Genomic DNA, 15,729 nt, shown 5'->3' with positions numbered 1-15,729 from the left:
TTTGTCCTCGCCCTCGGTGGTCGAGAACACCACGATCTTGCAGGCCTCGCCGAGATCGAAGGCCGCCGGACACACGAGGTTGCCGACATTTTCGATGAAGAGGAGACCGCCGTTCAGCCGTGCAGCCGGTCATAAGCCTCGCCGACCATGGCGGCGTCTAGGTGACAGCCTTTGCCGGTGTTGACCTGGATTGCCGGCACGCCGGTCGCGCGAATGCGCTCGGCATCGTTGGAAGTTTGCTGGTCGCCCTCGATCACGCCAATCGGGAAGCTGTCCTTCAATTCGGAGACGGCGCGAACCAGCAGCGAGGTCTTTCCGGCGCCCGGGCTCGACACCAGGTTGAAGGCAAGCACCTCATCGGCCTGGAAGCGCGCACGATTGTCGGCGGCGAGGCGGTCGTTCTTGCCGAGAATGTCGCGCCCGACCTGGATGATGCGCTCGCTGCTCATGCCGGCGATCTTTTGGCCCGCAGGATTCGGGCCGCAATCGACCAGGCCGGCATCTTCGTGGGTGTGATCGTGGTGATGATCGTGATCGTGACCATGGTCATGGTCGTGATCGTGTCCATGACCGTGTTGGTGGTGCTGATGATGCCCGTCGTGATCATGATCGTGGTCATGCCCGTGATCACGATCATGGGCATGTTCGATGGATGCTTTGCCGTCGCTGCAGCCGCAGACCATACACATCAGTCGACCTCCAGTTCCCTTACGCGCATCTCTTCGCCGCCCGTCACCTGCAGTTGATAGCCACCGCAGGATGGGCATGGTTCGTAACGCTGCTTGATCTCGATGCTTTTGAAACACGCCATGCACCAGGCTGTCCCGGGCGTCTCGACGATCTCGAGCCTCGCCCCTTGCGCGATGGTCTGCGCAGCGACCGCCTCGAAGCAGAACTTCATGGCTTCCGGCGCAACGTGGCTGAGCGCGCCGATCTCGAGGCAGACGATCTTCACCTTGGCGAAGGAACGCTTGCGCGCTTCCTCCTCGACGATGCCGATGATGCCCTCGCACAGTGCCATCTCATGCATGGCCGGCCTCACGAAAACTGAGGCTGAAGCCGACGCAGGGATCGAACGAGTCGACCAGCGTGCGCACCGCATCCTGTCCCTGCGGGCCGGCGGCGAGCAGCGAGCCCTTGAGGCTGCGGACCAGCGGGCCGCGGGCATGAAAATTCCATTCGGTCGGTGCCAGAAATTCGAAGCTCGTGATGCGATCCTCATCGTCGAGCGCGACGGCGTGGTACAGCCGCCCGCGCGCGCATTCGACGGCGGCAGCGCCCTTGCCTGCGCCGAGGCGATAGCTTGCGACGACGCCGTCATCGGGATCCTCGTCGCCGCCATCGAGCCAGGCGCAGAGCCGCGCGACCTCGGCGATGCGCGCCTTGAGGCGCGCGGCCGGGCCTGCCGACGAGACCGGCTCGCGTTGCGCCCTGCGCGCCCACACACCGGTTTCCGGAATCTTGCCGCCAAGTTCCGGCGCATCGGAATAGGCCGCCCCATCCGCCAGCAAGCGCGTGACGATTTCGAGGTCGTCGGCCGTCGTCAGGAATGATTGCTCGGCCATTGCCGGCGACAATACTTCGCCATCGCAGCGCGCGACATAGGCGGCGAGGGCGCTGCCGGGTGCGAGGATCTGGTCTTCGCCGCAAATTCCCAGCGCGCCGAGCGCGGCCTTGATCTGTGCGACGACGTCGCGACGCAAGGCTTTCGGCACGGCGTCGCTGGCGCCGCCGAGAACCGTGCTCGCCTGCATCATCGCGCGCACGGCAGCAGCGCTCGTGGCGTCGAGCGTGAGCCACCCGACGAACAGGCCGCGCAGCAATTCGGTCAGCCGCTCGGCGACGACAGCCGTGACGCGACGCCGCGCCGTCACCGGTGTCGCCTCCTGCCCCTGCGCGGCCTCGACCGCCGACAGGAACGCCACCTGATGGGCGACGGAGCAGAGCGAGAAAAGCCTTGGCAGCACCGAGAGCAGCGACATCGCCGGCTTGCCGGCAAACAGCCGCGTTAAAGGCGGCCGGCTGCGCGGCCGGATCGCGACGTCGGCGATCGTGCCGCTGGCGAGCCACACCGTGATGTCGATCTCGTTGCGGAACCCCAGGCTCATTCACGCCGCTCCGTCAAGGCACCGCGCAGGAAGTTACGCCGATCGATCGGGGTTGTCGCAGGCTCGCGACGGCGGACCGCTTCCTCACTGTCTGCCGGCAGCATCAGTTCGACAATGGCTGCTTCGGCCGTCGCCCGCGCCGCGGCCATGTCCGCGAGCTGGAACATCGGCGAGAACAGCGAACAACTCGCGATCCGGCCCATTTGTCCGACCTCGCTGATGATGAATTCGATGTTGCCCGCGGGAAAACGGACTTGCACGGTCGCGCCCGACATCGTCTGGGCCACCGCGCTCGCAGGCATCGCCACGTTCATGAACCACGGCGTGACCATGATGCCGACGATCGTGCCGTTGAAGCGGCGGAAACCGACCGCCTCCACGCCGAGCGCATCGTTGCAGATCGGCAGATCGCGCATCGCGCGGTCGCCGATCTGCCGATAGCTTCCGGCCAGGAGATCGCCCCACGCCGCGGCGTCGGCGTCTGCGACGGGAACCGGCGCGCCTCCCGTCATGCTTCGATCGCCATGAATTTGAATTTCGGGGCATCGCAATTCGGACAGTGCCATTCCTCCGGCAGCGCGGCGAATGGCGTACCGGGCGCGATCTGCGCCACCTCGTCACCGTCAGCCGGATCATAGACGGTCCAGCAGATGCCGCATTCCAGCCGCGTGATGTCCGCGACGTCCTGACGCACGCCAAAATTCTCGAAGGCGCTCATTTGAAATAGGCCTCGATGATTTCCTGCAGCCGCTCGGCGGAATCCTCGAAATCCTCGTCCGCCGCAAGCGCGACGGTCGGCACGCCGCCGACTTCGAGCGTATCGAGAATGATGGTGTCCATGGCGTTGAAGAACTGCACCGACCAGACATTGCGGATGCCCGTGGACAGCACCCGGCAGGTGCCATAGCCGCGCGACACGAGCTGAATCGGTCCGTTCCGGATCGTGTCCTGCAGAAAGCTCATGTCGACCGGGCTCATCGGAAGCAGCGTGAAGTTGATGATCTGCGAGCGGATGCCGGGCCGCCAGGCCAGGGCGCGCTCGCGGATTTCGGCGAGCACCGGCAGCACGTTCATGGCGCCCCCCGGCACCTCGCCGATCTCGAAATCGGCGGATGTCAGGTCGGCGGCCGCGCGCTTGACGATCTCGGGTATGGCGCCGATCTCGAGATATTCGTGGCTGGCGTCGGACTCGAGCCGCACGCGCCAGATCCCCGCCAGCACCGATTCCTGGATCTGGGCCAGCGATCCGTCCGGCAGCGCGACGACGCCACCAACCTCGCCTTCGCCGAGCACGTCGGCGATGAGCTTGCTCTCGAGCTCGTTGAGATTGGCGAGCCGGAACAGCTGCGTCGGCGCGTCGGCTTTCTGGCCCGCGATGGCATCTGCGATCCGCGAGAGCAGCGCGACCGCGTTTGGGCAGCTCCAGGCAAGCTCCGCGCTGTCGAGCGTTGCAAGCTTTGCCAGCGCTCCGGCCGCCGTCAGGCTGCCTTTCGACGCATTGAGACTCTCCTCGCCGATCGGAAACACGCTGACCGGTTGCTCGGCGCCTTCGGGCGCATCCCAGAACCCGACCTTCATAGCTTGACACCTTGCGTGCGATGCTGGGGAACGATGGTGACGGCGACCGCGGCGGCTCGCCCGCGCGGACGATCGATCAGTTTTGTGATGCGATCGACATAGACCGACCAGTCCTGGATCTTGGCGATCAGCCCCAGCGTCTCGCCCTTGGCGACGAAGATCAGCGTCGGCTGCACGCGGACGCCAAAACGCTGTCCGACCGCGCTCTCGTCGCCGCGCGCGATGACGGCACCGCGCAGCCGGCCGCCGAAAGCGGTAATCAACTCCGGCAGCACCACGGCGACATCGATCGCCTCCGGGAAACGATTGGGATCGCCCGCCGACAGCAGCACGGCGATCGCGCCGGCAGCATCCGCCTCGCCAAGAAAACGATCAACCGTCGCGGCGTCGATCTCAGGCAGGCCGTGCCGCGTCAGATCATTCTTCCCCACCTGGAATTCCATTAGACCTCCCCTGACAAGCTTATGTTTTCGCTCGGAACAGAGGTCAGCAAGGTATGTGCCAGCATATCGCTGGCAGTAGCAATGAATCACCTATTTGATTACATCGGATATTTTTACGAACCGATGGCAACGCTCGTTTTAATGATAAGATACTTTCCGTCTTTATTATTTGCAGTGGAAAGACAGCTTGCAGGCCTATCGCCACCGCCAATCCGGCCGCCGGTATACTTGAACCGGGCCGGTCTATTCGGACCGCAGATGTGCCGGCAGCTGCGGTTCTCGGTCGATGAGGTCGGCAAAGAAGCGATCGCAATTCTCGCCCCCGACCGCCGCGTTCAGGCCTTCGATCGCATCCGCGATCAGGCGCGCCTCATCCTCGTCGAGCAGACGGATCGCGGTGTCGATATAGACCAGCACCTTCGCGCCCACCGGCGGGTTCGAAAGCAACAGTACGGAGACGCGGCGCTCCTCGCCGAGAAATGCGCACAGTGCGGACATGCCATCGGTCTCGACAATCGTCATGGGTAAGCCGAGGCACATGGTCCAGTCTCCAGAGGCGCGGTCAGGCCGGCCGCGTCTCGTAATGGAGGTCATCGATGTCGTTGGCGAGCAGCCGCTCGGACTCCGCCAAAGGCGCACTGCGCCGCGTTACTTCGATGCCCCACTCGGCCAGGATCTCGCAGGCGAGATCGATCGCCGGCGCGATCTGGTGGCGCACCGGCGGCGTCAGCGGCCCGCCCCAGTCTTCGAGATCGAGCGGCTGGCAGCCGATCAGCACCAGATGTTTCGGGCAGCGGCCGAGCAGGTCGGCGGCGCTGATCACCTCCTGGAAGCCGGTCTGGTGCAGGCTCATCTTCTTGGCGCCGGTGAAACGCGGCACCTCGTCGTCGCGTACGAGCTTCAACCGGCCGGGTTCGAGGCCATAGTCGATGGCGTCGAACACGATCAGGCGGTCGGCCTCTTCCAGATAGTTCACGAGGTAGAGGCCCTGGGTGCCGCCGTCGAGGATCGTAACGTTATCAGGCACGACGTAGCGGCGGTGGAACTCCTCCACCGCGCGCACGCCAAAGCCTTCATCGGCCCACAGGATGTTGCCGATGCCGAGTACCAGGATGCGGTCGTGTTGCGAGGATGTCGGCATCGGTAGCCTTCCTGTTTCAGTCGCGGAATTGCCGTTCGCCCGAGATCATCGAGGAGATGATGCTCTGGCGCGACATGATGTCTTCGCGGATCGCCGCGTAGGTGTGCACCATCAGGAACACCACCAACGCCCACATGCCGAAATGATGCCAGGTGTGCACGTCCTGGCTGTTCGGCCAGATCGCAAACACCCAGCCGAACAGCTTGTGCTGCCAGCTGTCGATGCCCGCGCCTTCGGAATAGAGCGCAAAGCCGGTAATGATCATGAAGGCCACGAACAGGGTGAAGCCGGTGAACATCGCGGTCTGCGCCAGCGGATTGTGGCCGACATACATTTTCGGCTCGCGCTCAAGGAACGCGTACCAGCGGATCTCGTGCAGCACTTCTTTCCAGAACTGCTTGCGATGCACTGGAATGTAGAAGATCTGCCGGGAGTGGTGATTGCCGACGAAGGCCCACAGGATGCGCGCGAGGAAGAATACCGCGAGCACCTGTCCTGCAGAGAAATGAGCAAAGCGGATATAACCCATCACGAAGCTGGCCGACGCCTCGCCCTGGACCGAAGGCAGCGGCGTCCCGATTAGATAACCGGTGACCATCAGGATCAGAATCGATAGCGCGTTCACCCAGTGGCAGATGCGCACCGGGGCTTCGTAGACATAGACGGTGGGACGCCCCACCGCACGCTCGCCCGCCGCATCGGCCGCAATCGCTGTGAGGTTCGGCTCGGCTTCCGCAGAAGGCACAACTGCATCCATCATGGTCGCCTCCTACCTGACCTTGACCTTAGCGAGCTCCTGGCCGTCCGGGCTCACGACGTGTGTCGAACAAGCCAGGCACGGATCAAAGGAATGGATCGTGCGCAGGATCTCGAGCGGCTGCTCGGGATTGACCATCGGCGTGTTCATCAGCGACGCCTCGAAGGCGCCGATGTTGCCCTTGGGGTCTCGCGGCGAGCCGTTCCATGTGGTGGGCACCACGCACTGGTAGTTGTCGATCTTGGTGTCCTTGATCTTGATCCAGTGTGCGAGCGCGCCGCGTGGCGCCTCGGTGAAGCCAAAGCCCTTGGCTTCCTTCGGCCAGCTTTCCGGCTTCCACTTGTCAACATTGGCAGTCGAGCTGTCGCCGGCCTTGATGTTGGCGATGAGCTTGTCCTGGAAGTAACGCATCTGCTGTCCGGCCCAGACCGATTCCAGTGCGCGCGCGGCGGTGCGGCCGAGCGTCGAGAACAGCGCCGACATCGGCAGGTTCAAATCCTTGAGGAACTTGTCGACGGGATCCTTGAACTCGGACTTGTTCTGCGCGTAGCCGACCACCCAGCGCGCCAGCGGGCCGACCTCCATGGCGTGGCCCTTCCAGCGAGGTGCCTTGATCCACGAATACTTGCCGCCCTCGTCGAGCTGCTCGATCGCGGTCTTGGTGCCCTTCGCATTGGGACCCAGCACGTAGTTCGGCTCGGTGATGCCGTCCCAGGGATGCAGGCCCTTGGTTTCGTCGGGGTATTTGTACCAGGAGTGGACCACAAACTCCTGGATCTCGTCGGGGTTGGCGTGATCGACGGGAAACACCTCCGACAGATTGCCGTTGATGATGGCGCCGCGCGGTAGCTTCAGGCTCCGGGTGGAATAGTCGTTGGCGTGTTCGGGCACGTCGCCATAGGCGAGCACGCTCTGGCCCGAAATGCCGCCGCCATAGAGCCAGTCCTTGTAGAACGAACCGATCGCCGCTACGTCGGGTAGATAGACCATTTCGTTGAACTCGATGATACGGTCGATGATCGAGGAGATCAGATTGAACCGCTCCATGTTGATGGCGCCGACCGCGCCGGTCCCGTCGACATTGATCGGACAGGGCACGCCACCGACCAGCCAGTTCGGATGCGGATTCTTGCCACCGAAGATGGTGTGGATCTTGACGATCTCCTTCTGGAAATCGAGAGCCTCCAGATAATGCGCCACCGCCATGAGGTTGGCCTCGGGCGGTAGCTTGTAGGCCTTGCTACCCCAATAGCCGTTCTTGAACGGCCCCAACTGACCGGACTCGACGAACTTCTTCAACCGGGTCTGCAGATCCTTGAAGTAGCCGGGCGAGGACAACGGCCAGCTCGAGATCGACTGCGCGAGAGTCGAGGTCGCGCGCGGGTCGGCCGAGAGCGCGGAGACGACGTCGACCCAGTCCAGCGCATGCAGGTGATAGAAGTGGACGACGTGGTCGTGCACCTGCAGGGCGAGCTGCATCAAATTGCGGATCGAGTTGGCGTTCTCGGGAATGGTGATCCCGAGCGCGTTCTCGACCGCGCGCACCGACGTCAACGCGTGCGTGCCGGTGCAGACGCCGCAGATCCGCTCGGTGAACGCCCACGCGTCGCGCGGGTCGCGGTTCTTCAGGATCACCTCGATCCCGCGCCACATCGTGCCGGTGGAGACCGCGTTGCGGATGACGTTGTCGGCGTCGACATTGACCTCGACCCGCATGTGCCCCTCGATACGGGTCACGGGATCGACGACAATGCGTTTGCCGGAATTGTCGAGATTGAAGCCGTTGGGAGTTTGGATACCCATGGTGTTCCTGCCCTAGTGTGTCTTTGTCGCTTAGCTGTTGTGATCGGCGTCTTCGCGCTTGCTGGCGAGACGCTTCACCGCGGTCACAGCCGCATGCGCGGCCACCGCGGCGCCGACGGCGCCGGCTGCCGCCATGCCGATCTGATCGGCGTTCTTCTCGATGCCGAACTGCTTGATGTTGGTGAGACGATCGTAGAACGAGCCCTTGTCCCAGAAGCCGTCCTCCGAGCAGCCGATGCAGCCGTGACCTGACTGGATCGGGAACGACACTCCGCCGTTCCAGCGCACCGTCGAACAGGCGTTGTAGGTGGTCGGGCCCTTGCAGCCCATCTTGTAGAGGCAGTAGCCCTTGCGGGCGGCCTCGTCGTCCCATTCCTCAACAAACTGGCCGGCATCGAAATGCGGCCGCCGATAGCACTTGTCGTGAATGCGCTGCGAGTAGAACATTTTTGGCCGGCCCTGGCGGTCGAGCTCGGGCAGCTTGCCGAAGGTCGTGATGAAGGTGACGACGCCAGTCATCACTTCGGCGATCGGGGGGCATCCCGGCACCTTGATGATTGGCTTGTTGGTGATGACCTTGTCGATCGGCGTCGCCTGGGTCGGATTGGGTTTTGCCGCCTGCACGCAGCCCCAGGACGCGCAGGCGCCCCAAGCGATGATCGCCATCGAATCCTCGGCCATCATCTTCAGCTTCTCGACGAACGGCATGCCGCCGTCGATGCAGAACATGCCACCGTCGTTCAGCGGCGGATTGCCTTCGACCGCGAGGATGTACTGTGCCTTGTGCTTGGCGCGGGTTTCCTCGAGGATGGCTTCGGCTTGGTGACCGGCTGCCGCCATGATGGTGTCATCGTAGTCGAGCGAGATCATCGACAGCACCGCATCCTTGACCAACGGATGCGCGGAGCGAATGAAGCTCTCGGAACAGCAGGTGCATTCGAGGCCGTGCATCCAGATCACGGGCACGCGCGGCTTGGTCTCGAGCGCGTTGGCAATGCGGCTCGCCGCGAGCGGCCCGAGCCCCAGGCTCGTCGCCGTCAGGCTGCAGAACTTGTGAAAGCTCCTGCGCGTGATGCCTTGCCGCCTGATCACGCTGTAGAATGTTTCCGTCGCCGCGCCCATGAATCGTCCCGTCTTCGGCTTTGACTTGTCGATGACGCCAAAGACAGCAAGAAGCAGGCCAACAGCCGGGAGCGATTCAAAAGTGAAGGGATTCCAGAACGTTGCTGATCTGAATCACTCTCATGAACGGTACGCGGGGACACCGACAACACGAGGAGCGGAAACAATTCGATTTGCAGCCGGCAAGGAAGTTTCCGGCCTCTCGCCGGAAATACTTTCTTAGTGCGCGGTGCACACCATACTCGACGCTGGTTAAGATGCAGGTTTAATGGAGGTTTAGGACCGGAAGCCCTCTCACAGAACACGCATTGTTGTGGGAAACAACTAACCATCACCGGCAAGGATGTAACCACGGATGAAGCAAAGGCGGCAGACAGGGGACTCGGAAAAACCGACGTTGTAGCCATGCACAAAGAGCATCATGCCATCGGCAGGATTTGCGGTAGCGGAGGCGAACTCTTCGCGAGAAAGACGATATAGCTTCTGGATTCGGAAATGCTTTCTGTCGTCTTCCGCCTCCTTGCGTAGCCCAAACCAGTTCGTCTTCGGCGTCTCCACTTCGCCCATCTTGTGAACGACCGGAATACTGACCGTCACGTGGCCAAAGGTGTTGGTGGCAGAACGAGCATAGGAGATCTGGCTCAATTCGAGACCAGGCCCGCCCATCACCACGCGATTCGTGGCGAAGTAGACCGGCACCAGACCCTTGATAGCCGACGTTGATCACGACCTCGGCACCGGTGGTGCTCTTGTCAGGAGGCGCCCTCTGGCTCGCCTCACCGGTTGTCGGTCGCCATGGCCGATAGCCATGATAGTGCCGGACAGTCGCGGTTCTGTTCATGCGTGAAACCAACCGCATGTCCGAATTCGTGGACCGCAACCGCACGAATGCAGAACTCGCGTCTATCTCGACAGCCTTTGCTCCAATGATTGAAACTGAAATTGAGAGTTATGCCCGATGGCTTGCGGTCAAGGTATTTTCCGACGACGTCGGTGTGAGCGCCCTCGTCAGCGACCCGCACGTGCACACCGGGCGCGCCGTCGGTACACAACGGCCAGGTCTTCGAAAACCACACGCCGCCTTGCGCCGCAGTCTGCCAGGTCTCCGCAACCGCTTTTCGAACTAGGTCGGCATACTTTTGATCCTTCGGCTGCAGATTCTCCCAGCAGACGGGGATTTCCTTGATCTCCCATTTCGATCCGCGAATGACCGTGCCGTACAGCTCCATTTCGGACACGCCCGACGGAAGCGCAGGCGAGCATTCGCGCCCCAAGAGATCAAGAGTCTGGGTAACCAGAGGCGGACCATTGTCCTACTGCGTCGGGGTTGGGGTCGGCGGGAACACAGGCACCGGCGCCACGATGAATCCATTTGTCCGGGGTCCGCCGCCCGTACGGCGTCCGGCGCCTCCCGGGAATTCCTGCGACTTCTCTCCTCCCGGCGAGGGAGCCGTGTAAATCGGATTATCCTTTGATCCAAGCCTGGATGGAGAAAAGTGTATGTCATTTGCGCCGGCTCCGCGCTCTCGGTAGGCATCGCCGGCGTGAGATTGTTAGCGGCGATGAGAATAGCGTTGTCCTGCAACCAGGCTGCCAGTGGCTTGGACGCGTCGACAATGATGCGCTTATAGGCGGCTCGGTCCGGGTACTTGTTCTCAGCACGCCCCTCGAGCTCGATCAGGTCCGCCGGCGTTCCATGATAGCAGCCGCGCTCATACGTTGCCGGTCCCGCGGCCGCTGGCGTCGTACCGGACGCAAGTTGTGCGTTCTGTTTCATCAGGAATGACCAGATCAGGTCATAGGTATCCTGAGCCGAAGCAGTGGGACCCCATGGGTGATTTCACTACTGGTCGCGCTCAGAATCCGTTTGTAATCAAACGCTGTACCGGAGCCGAGCCCGCCCGTATCGGTGACCTTCAACTCCAGGAAGAAAGTGCCATACAGGAACGGATCAATGTCGAAATGAGCGTACCTGTCGAACGCCTCTTCAGGGCGTGACTTCTAGATTTTGAGGTATTCCTTCCGCCTCTCCCGTTCGATCTTGTAGAAAGTCACGACCTCACATCGGATCGACTTGAGGAAATACGGCAGCTCACCGGCCGTGATCACGCCTGTCTGCGGTTCATGAATATAATACAGACTGGTACACCCGCCCATGGCGAGGCGAATACCAACGCAAGCCGCGGCTCGACTGAAATTCCACATATGACCGCCCCGTCCGCGTCGAGCTAGCCCGTCTTATTCGCAAGAGGGCGCCCGAGAGGCTGGCGAGCGTGGTGTAAAGCGTTGATGCGGCGTAGGATTCGGTTGCGAAGCCAACCCCATCACCTCAACCGTGAACGCCACGCCCGCCATGACCGATGATACGATTCCGCCCTTTTCGTTTCCAGCCGTTCACGCCAAGAAAGTCACAGCTGCCTCGATGGTGGGCGCCTAACCTCGAAAGGGGGGGATGCTTCTGGCGATGGCCGAGCGGCGTCTTGGTTTGGCCGACAATTTGGCCCGGGTGTTCCCGGATCGGCGCGATCCGACGCGGGTCGTGCACAGCCTGGTCGATATGTTCCGCGCGCGCATGTTCGCGATCTGCTACGGCTACGAGGACGCCGACGACCTCGATCATCTGAGGTCCGATCCCGCATTCAAGCTGGCCTGCGGACGGCTGCCGGACAGCGGTCGCGATCTGTGTTCCCAACCGACGCTGTCGCGCCTGGAGAATGCTCCGCGCCTGCGCGACGTGATCCGACTGACCTACACTTTGGTCGACGCATGGATGGATAGCTACCCGCGCGAACCGGCATCCGTCACGCTCGACATCGACGATAGCTGCGATGTCGTCCACGGCCATCAGCAGCTCTCGCTGTTCAACGCTCATTATGACGAGCGCTGCTTTCTGCCGATCCACGTCTACGACACGGAGAAGAGCCGGCCCGTGGCGGTCGTGCTGCGGCCCGGCAAGACGCCGGGCGGCGTCGAGGTGCGTGCCCATCTGCGCCGCCTGGTACGGCACATCCGCACGCGATGGCACAACACGCGAATTACGTTCCGTGGCGACGGGCACTATGCCCGGCCGGAGGCAATGGCGTGGTGCGAGACCAACGGGCATCGACTACATCTTCGGTCTGTCCGGCACCAAGCCGCTCGCCAGAAAAGTCGACGAGGTCGCCGGCGACATCCGCACGCGACGCGCCATCGAGAACCCGCCGGTTCTGCGTGGCTATACCGAGACGCGCCACAAGGCAAAGTCCTGGGATCGCGAACGGCGCACCGTCGCCCGTATTGAGGCGACGATGCTCGGCCTCGACATCCGCTTCGTCGTCACCAGCCTCGATGTCGGTTCGGCCGAGTGGATCTACGACAGCCTGTATTGCGCGCGCGGCCAAGCCGAGAATCTGATCAAGCTGCATAAGACGCAGTTCGCCTCCGACCGCACCAGCTGCCGTTCGGCGCTCGCCAACCAGGTCCGTCTCGTGCTCCATACGGCCGCTTATTGGCTGATGCTGACCGTGCGCGAGGCGATTCCCGAAGTCCGGGAATTGGCCGCTGCCGAGTTCGCGACGCTGCGTCTTCGGCTCTTGAAAATCGCTGCCCGTGTCGTCGAGACCACGAGCCGCATTCGCCTTGCGTTCGCCGCGGCATGTCCCGAAGCCGACCTGATCCGCGGCTTGCCAGGCGCGCTGCTGCCGCTCGGTCCTTGACCGGCGGGGCGTGCGCCCCCGTTCGCCCACCCCATCCCTCAAGCGCGTTGCAAAGTACGGGTCGTCAGGCGGTGAATAGCCGAAGGCAATCCTGTGCGCCTCGTCAGACAAGATGTGCGGCCGCATCAATCGGACTAAAAAGCCGCACTCTCACGAATAGGACGGGCTAGGCGCGGCAGCGACCGTCCTTTTCTTCTTGGTCAATCCACGCGCTGCGGGCGTTGGCCTTAAAGAGTGCGGCGTGATCTACCTGGTCATCATGGTGGTCGGCAGTAGCGTACCGTGCGCGATATTGTACGGCTTAGGTGCTTTGGCTCGCCATGTTTTTGCGGGAGCGACTTGAAGAGCGAGTCGGCCGGCTACAACTTCGGCCTGCTCCTGCGATGGCCCGCAGACGCGCCATCATCCGTGCCTTCGCCGAAACTGTCCCGGCTCAAAAGATTGCTTAAATCATCGCTCGTCCGCGTTTTTCACGGAGCACTCTTTATTTATTTGTTTGCACTGCTCCCTTGAGGATTGGGAATGAGCCTAAATTGGCCGCCTATGCGTCAGGTTGTGGTCAGCCAAGCTGTATATCCTCCTCCGCGCGGAGCTTGCGCGGCACGAGCTCCAGCGTGCAATTGTGCCGAGAGGAGAGCGAATCTGATGTATGGTAGAATCGTCGGATCGTCCAGCCAGCCTGGAAGCGCCAGCCATGTTGATGAATCTGGAGATGAGGGAGAGAGCCCCCGATTTGCGGACACAGTTGCGGGCATGGAGCCCGGTACGTCGTCGTCGGTGACAACGACGCCATACTCTCTGGCTTCCAAGCCGCCGATCATAGAGATCGATCAAAATTCCTTCGAAAACGGACTGAGGAGATTTTTGGGCGGCGACATCAGGCACATCGCCGGTAACCCAGAAGAGTACTCGGATCACGTGTCCGAGAAGGCTTGGCGCACAGGAGCGGTTGCTGGAAGCTACCTCAACACTCCCGAATATTCAATCAAGCCAGGACGATTCTACAGCTATCAGTTAGGTGACGAAACCGTCGGGCTTTTAAAAGCAGGTGGGCCGACTCAAATCGAGGGGGAGCAGGTTTGGCAACAGTTTGGACGCAACGATATCACGTCCGTGGTTGAGCTTCGGGTTACTCATCCGTTGGTCGATAACGCGGGCGATATTCTGCTGGAGCATCAACTGCGACTGGACGGCGACCATCCCTTGGTCTTGTCACGTCCTGGCATGGAGGGCATGGAACCCCGTCTGAAAAAAATGGGTTTTGTCCACATGGGTGGTAATGATTGGGCGCTTGATCCTAACCAGCATCCCGAAGTGTGGACGAAGAACGAGAGCAACGAGTGGCAGCGAGTAGACAAACCTACGAAGTATCTTACTAAGGTCGAGGATAGTGACACCGCTTCTAGTGACACCGCTTCTGAAGCAAGTGTCGAAAGTGCCGAAACGACCTCTTCAGGTGGTGATCCGGCATCCCTCTTGGACCAGCACTTCGCACGATTGCGCATGGAGTAGAACAGCCGCAATAAAGAGAGACCTGGGCAGGAAATAACGGCTGTTTCGTAAATGGACGCGGCGCCGCGAAGGTCCTAGCGTTAAACGAGGGGGGCGTACGTTAGCAGCGTGCGCCCCATTCGCCTGCCTATCCTATTCAGAAAGTAATGTAAAAAGGCACTCCGCTCCGTCACAGTGCGAACCACCGATGCGAGGGGCGACCGCCGGTCTTGGTCGAGGCGAACCGCTGCTCGATCTGCTTGGACTCGAGAAGCTGTTGGGTGACGTCGTTCAGACGGCGCAAGTCGAACTCGCCGTTGACCATCTTCTTCAGCGTCGAGCTAGCCCGTCTTATTCGAAAGCGTGCGCCTGAGGGGCTGGCGAGCGTGGTGTAGCGTTGATGCGGCGTAGGATTCGGTTGCGAAGCCAACCCCATCACCTCAACCGTGAACGCCACGCCCGCCATGAACGATGATACGATTCTGCCCTTTTCGTTTCCAGCCGTTCACGCCAAGAAAGTCACAGCTGCCTCGATGGTGGGCGCCTAACCTCGAAAGGGGGGGATGCTTCTGGCGATGGCCGAGCGGCGTCTTGGTTTGGCCGACAATTTGGCCCGGGTGTTCCCGGATCGGCGCGATCCGACGCGGGTCGTGCACAGCCTGGTCGATATGTTCCGCGCGCGCATGTTCGCGATCTGCTGCGGCTACGAGGACGCCGACGACCTCGATCATCTGCGGTCCGATCCCGCATTCAAGCTGGCCTGCGGACGGCTGCCGGACAGCGGTCGCGATCTTTGTTCCCAACCGACACTGTCACGCCTAGAGAATGCGCCGCGCCTGCGTGACGTGATCCGACTGACCTACATTTTGGTCGACGCATGGATGGATAGCTATTCATCTCCGCGCGGGCTTTAGGCGCGAGATCCATCAAGCGAGCCATGGTCAAGGGCTCGTAAGGCCGGGAGCGTTGCCACAACGAAAAGCAGTCGACGACAAAGTCGTCGTCTGCATCAACGCTGGTCAGTACCTCGCTCCGGGATCAGCGGCGCGCCCCCGATTGAGATTGGCCCTTCTGGTTTAGAAGGTTGGACCACTCGCTTGGCCGGCTTCAAAGCGGAATGGGCGGCCGGCGGAGAAGGAACAGGGGGCGTAGGGGCGGGAACGGGCAATTTCTGCAAAGATTCGATCTTCGCCGTGAGCGCCTCGATCTGGTCCGCCATCCGCTTCAAATCGGTTTGCTGGGCACCGATGTTGCGATTGAGCTCTGCGATCTCATCGCTCGCCTTCTGTTGTCCTGATCGAATCTGGAGGAGAGCTTCCCTATCCTCAGGTGACAAGCCTGTAATCGGGACAGGCTCATGCGCCGATGACGTCGCGAAAACTGTCTCGATGTTACTCCAATAGTAGGCTGCCCCGGCGCACAGACCAACGGAGATGACCACGAGCGCGAGAATCCAAGAAACGCGCCTTGGCGATTTGTGCGAGACGGGCGGCAACTCCGAGGCGTTCGCTTGATCAATCACATCCGTCATCCTCAGCCTGTCATTCCCATTCATCGGCTTTTCTCGTTGACGGGATAACTCGCAACGGTC

The 15,729-nt window shown here is 61.7% G+C and carries 16 protein-coding genes and 3 pseudogenes; 3 read left to right on the top strand and 16 right to left on the bottom strand.

Going from position 1 to position 15,729, the window contains the following annotated elements; translation table 11 throughout:
• The 14 genes and pseudogenes from hypB to WN73_RS14815 all read right to left on the bottom strand — a co-directional run.
• Window positions 1–689: pseudogene (gene hypB / locus WN73_RS14880) on the bottom strand (hydrogenase nickel incorporation protein HypB); the annotation flags it as partial.
• Entirely contained in the window at window positions 689–1,030 is a 342-nt protein-coding gene (gene hypA / locus WN73_RS14875) for a hydrogenase maturation nickel metallochaperone HypA (RefSeq protein WP_097669709.1), read from the bottom strand. The pseudogene hypB and the gene hypA, both read right to left, overlap by 1 nt.
• Window positions 1,023–2,108 carry a nickel-dependent hydrogenase large subunit gene (locus WN73_RS14870; RefSeq protein ID WP_097669710.1) on the bottom strand — a complete coding sequence of 362 codons (1,086 nt, stop codon included), beginning with the start codon at window positions 2,106–2,108 and terminating at the stop codon, window positions 1,023–1,025. Before WN73_RS14870 ends, hypA begins: the two co-directional genes overlap by 8 nt.
• Complete coding sequence (hybE, locus tag WN73_RS14865) at window positions 2,105–2,620, bottom strand: [NiFe]-hydrogenase assembly chaperone HybE (RefSeq protein WP_271553485.1); 516 nt, start codon at window positions 2,618–2,620, stop codon at window positions 2,105–2,107. Before hybE ends, WN73_RS14870 begins: the two co-directional genes overlap by 4 nt.
• The gene (locus WN73_RS14860; protein ID WP_097669712.1) at window positions 2,617–2,826 is read right to left on the bottom strand and encodes a rubredoxin; all 210 of its coding nucleotides are present in this window, start codon (window positions 2,824–2,826) and stop codon (window positions 2,617–2,619) included. Before WN73_RS14860 ends, hybE begins: the two co-directional genes overlap by 4 nt.
• Window positions 2,823–3,686 carry a hydrogenase expression/formation protein gene (locus WN73_RS14855; protein ID WP_097669713.1) on the bottom strand — a complete coding sequence of 288 codons (864 nt, stop codon included), beginning with the start codon at window positions 3,684–3,686 and terminating at the stop codon, window positions 2,823–2,825. Before WN73_RS14855 ends, WN73_RS14860 begins: the two co-directional genes overlap by 4 nt.
• Complete coding sequence (locus WN73_RS14850) at window positions 3,683–4,129, bottom strand: hydrogenase accessory protein (protein ID WP_097669714.1); 447 nt, start codon at window positions 4,127–4,129, stop codon at window positions 3,683–3,685. The genes WN73_RS14855 and WN73_RS14850 overlap by 4 nt, the downstream gene beginning before the upstream one ends.
• 243 nt (window positions 4,130–4,372) lie before the next feature.
• Entirely contained in the window at window positions 4,373–4,669 is a 297-nt protein-coding gene (locus WN73_RS14845; protein ID WP_097669715.1) for a HypC/HybG/HupF family hydrogenase formation chaperone, read from the bottom strand.
• 22 nt (window positions 4,670–4,691) lie between these two features.
• Window positions 4,692–5,270 (bottom strand): HyaD/HybD family hydrogenase maturation endopeptidase, encoded by a 579-nt coding sequence (locus WN73_RS14840; RefSeq protein WP_097669716.1) that lies wholly within the window; start codon window positions 5,268–5,270, stop codon window positions 4,692–4,694.
• Window positions 5,271–5,286: 16 nt separating this feature from the next.
• A complete protein-coding gene (cybH, locus tag WN73_RS14835) occupies window positions 5,287–6,030 on the bottom strand; it encodes a Ni/Fe-hydrogenase, b-type cytochrome subunit (RefSeq protein ID WP_271553480.1) in 744 nt (247 codons plus the stop codon).
• Window positions 6,031–6,039: 9 nt separating this feature from the next.
• Window positions 6,040–7,830, bottom strand: coding sequence for a nickel-dependent hydrogenase large subunit (locus tag WN73_RS14830; RefSeq protein ID WP_271553478.1), 1,791 nt, complete (start codon window positions 7,828–7,830; stop codon window positions 6,040–6,042).
• Window positions 7,831–7,860: 30 nt separating this feature from the next.
• Entirely contained in the window at window positions 7,861–8,952 is a 1,092-nt protein-coding gene (locus WN73_RS14825) for a hydrogenase small subunit (RefSeq protein ID WP_271553476.1), read from the bottom strand.
• A gap of 324 nt (window positions 8,953–9,276) precedes the next feature.
• Window positions 9,277–9,651, bottom strand: coding sequence for a hypothetical protein (locus tag WN73_RS14820; protein WP_271553474.1), 375 nt, complete (start codon window positions 9,649–9,651; stop codon window positions 9,277–9,279).
• Between the two features lie 77 nt (window positions 9,652–9,728).
• Window positions 9,729–10,181 carry a matrixin family metalloprotease gene (locus WN73_RS14815; RefSeq protein WP_271553473.1) on the bottom strand — a complete coding sequence of 151 codons (453 nt, stop codon included), beginning with the start codon at window positions 10,179–10,181 and terminating at the stop codon, window positions 9,729–9,731.
• A 1,124-nt stretch (window positions 10,182–11,305) separates the two neighbouring features.
• On the opposite strand from WN73_RS14815, the pseudogene WN73_RS14810 reads away from it, so the two are divergent.
• Together WN73_RS14810 and WN73_RS14805 are read left to right on the top strand one after the other, a co-directional pair.
• Window positions 11,306–12,647, top strand: a pseudogene (locus tag WN73_RS14810) (IS1380 family transposase).
• 645 nt (window positions 12,648–13,292) lie between these two features.
• Window positions 13,293–14,159, top strand: coding sequence for a host specificity protein (locus WN73_RS14805; RefSeq protein ID WP_245570284.1), 867 nt, complete (start codon window positions 13,293–13,295; stop codon window positions 14,157–14,159).
• A gap of 169 nt (window positions 14,160–14,328) precedes the next feature.
• On the opposite strand, the gene WN73_RS14800 is transcribed toward WN73_RS14805, so the two are convergent.
• Entirely contained in the window at window positions 14,329–14,604 is a 276-nt protein-coding gene (locus WN73_RS14800; protein ID WP_271553471.1) for a hypothetical protein, read from the bottom strand.
• On the opposite strand from WN73_RS14800, the pseudogene WN73_RS14795 reads away from it, so the two are divergent.
• A pseudogene (locus WN73_RS14795) lies at window positions 14,603–15,031 on the top strand (transposase); the annotation flags it as partial. The gene WN73_RS14800 and the pseudogene WN73_RS14795 overlap by 2 nt on opposite strands.
• 116 nt (window positions 15,032–15,147) lie before the next feature.
• Here WN73_RS14795 and WN73_RS14790 read toward each other — a convergent pair.
• Complete coding sequence (locus WN73_RS14790; protein WP_097670004.1) at window positions 15,148–15,669, bottom strand: hypothetical protein; 522 nt, start codon at window positions 15,667–15,669, stop codon at window positions 15,148–15,150.
• Window positions 15,670–15,729: the final 60 nt, after the last annotated feature.

Origin of the sequence: Bradyrhizobium sp. CCBAU 45394 (genome assembly GCF_028128655.1) — a bacterium.
Classification (GTDB): Bacteria; Pseudomonadota; Alphaproteobacteria; order Rhizobiales; family Xanthobacteraceae; genus Bradyrhizobium; species Bradyrhizobium diazoefficiens.
The sequence above is the reverse complement of the archived record's forward strand: the minus strand, read 5'-3'. Positions and strand labels throughout refer to the sequence as shown.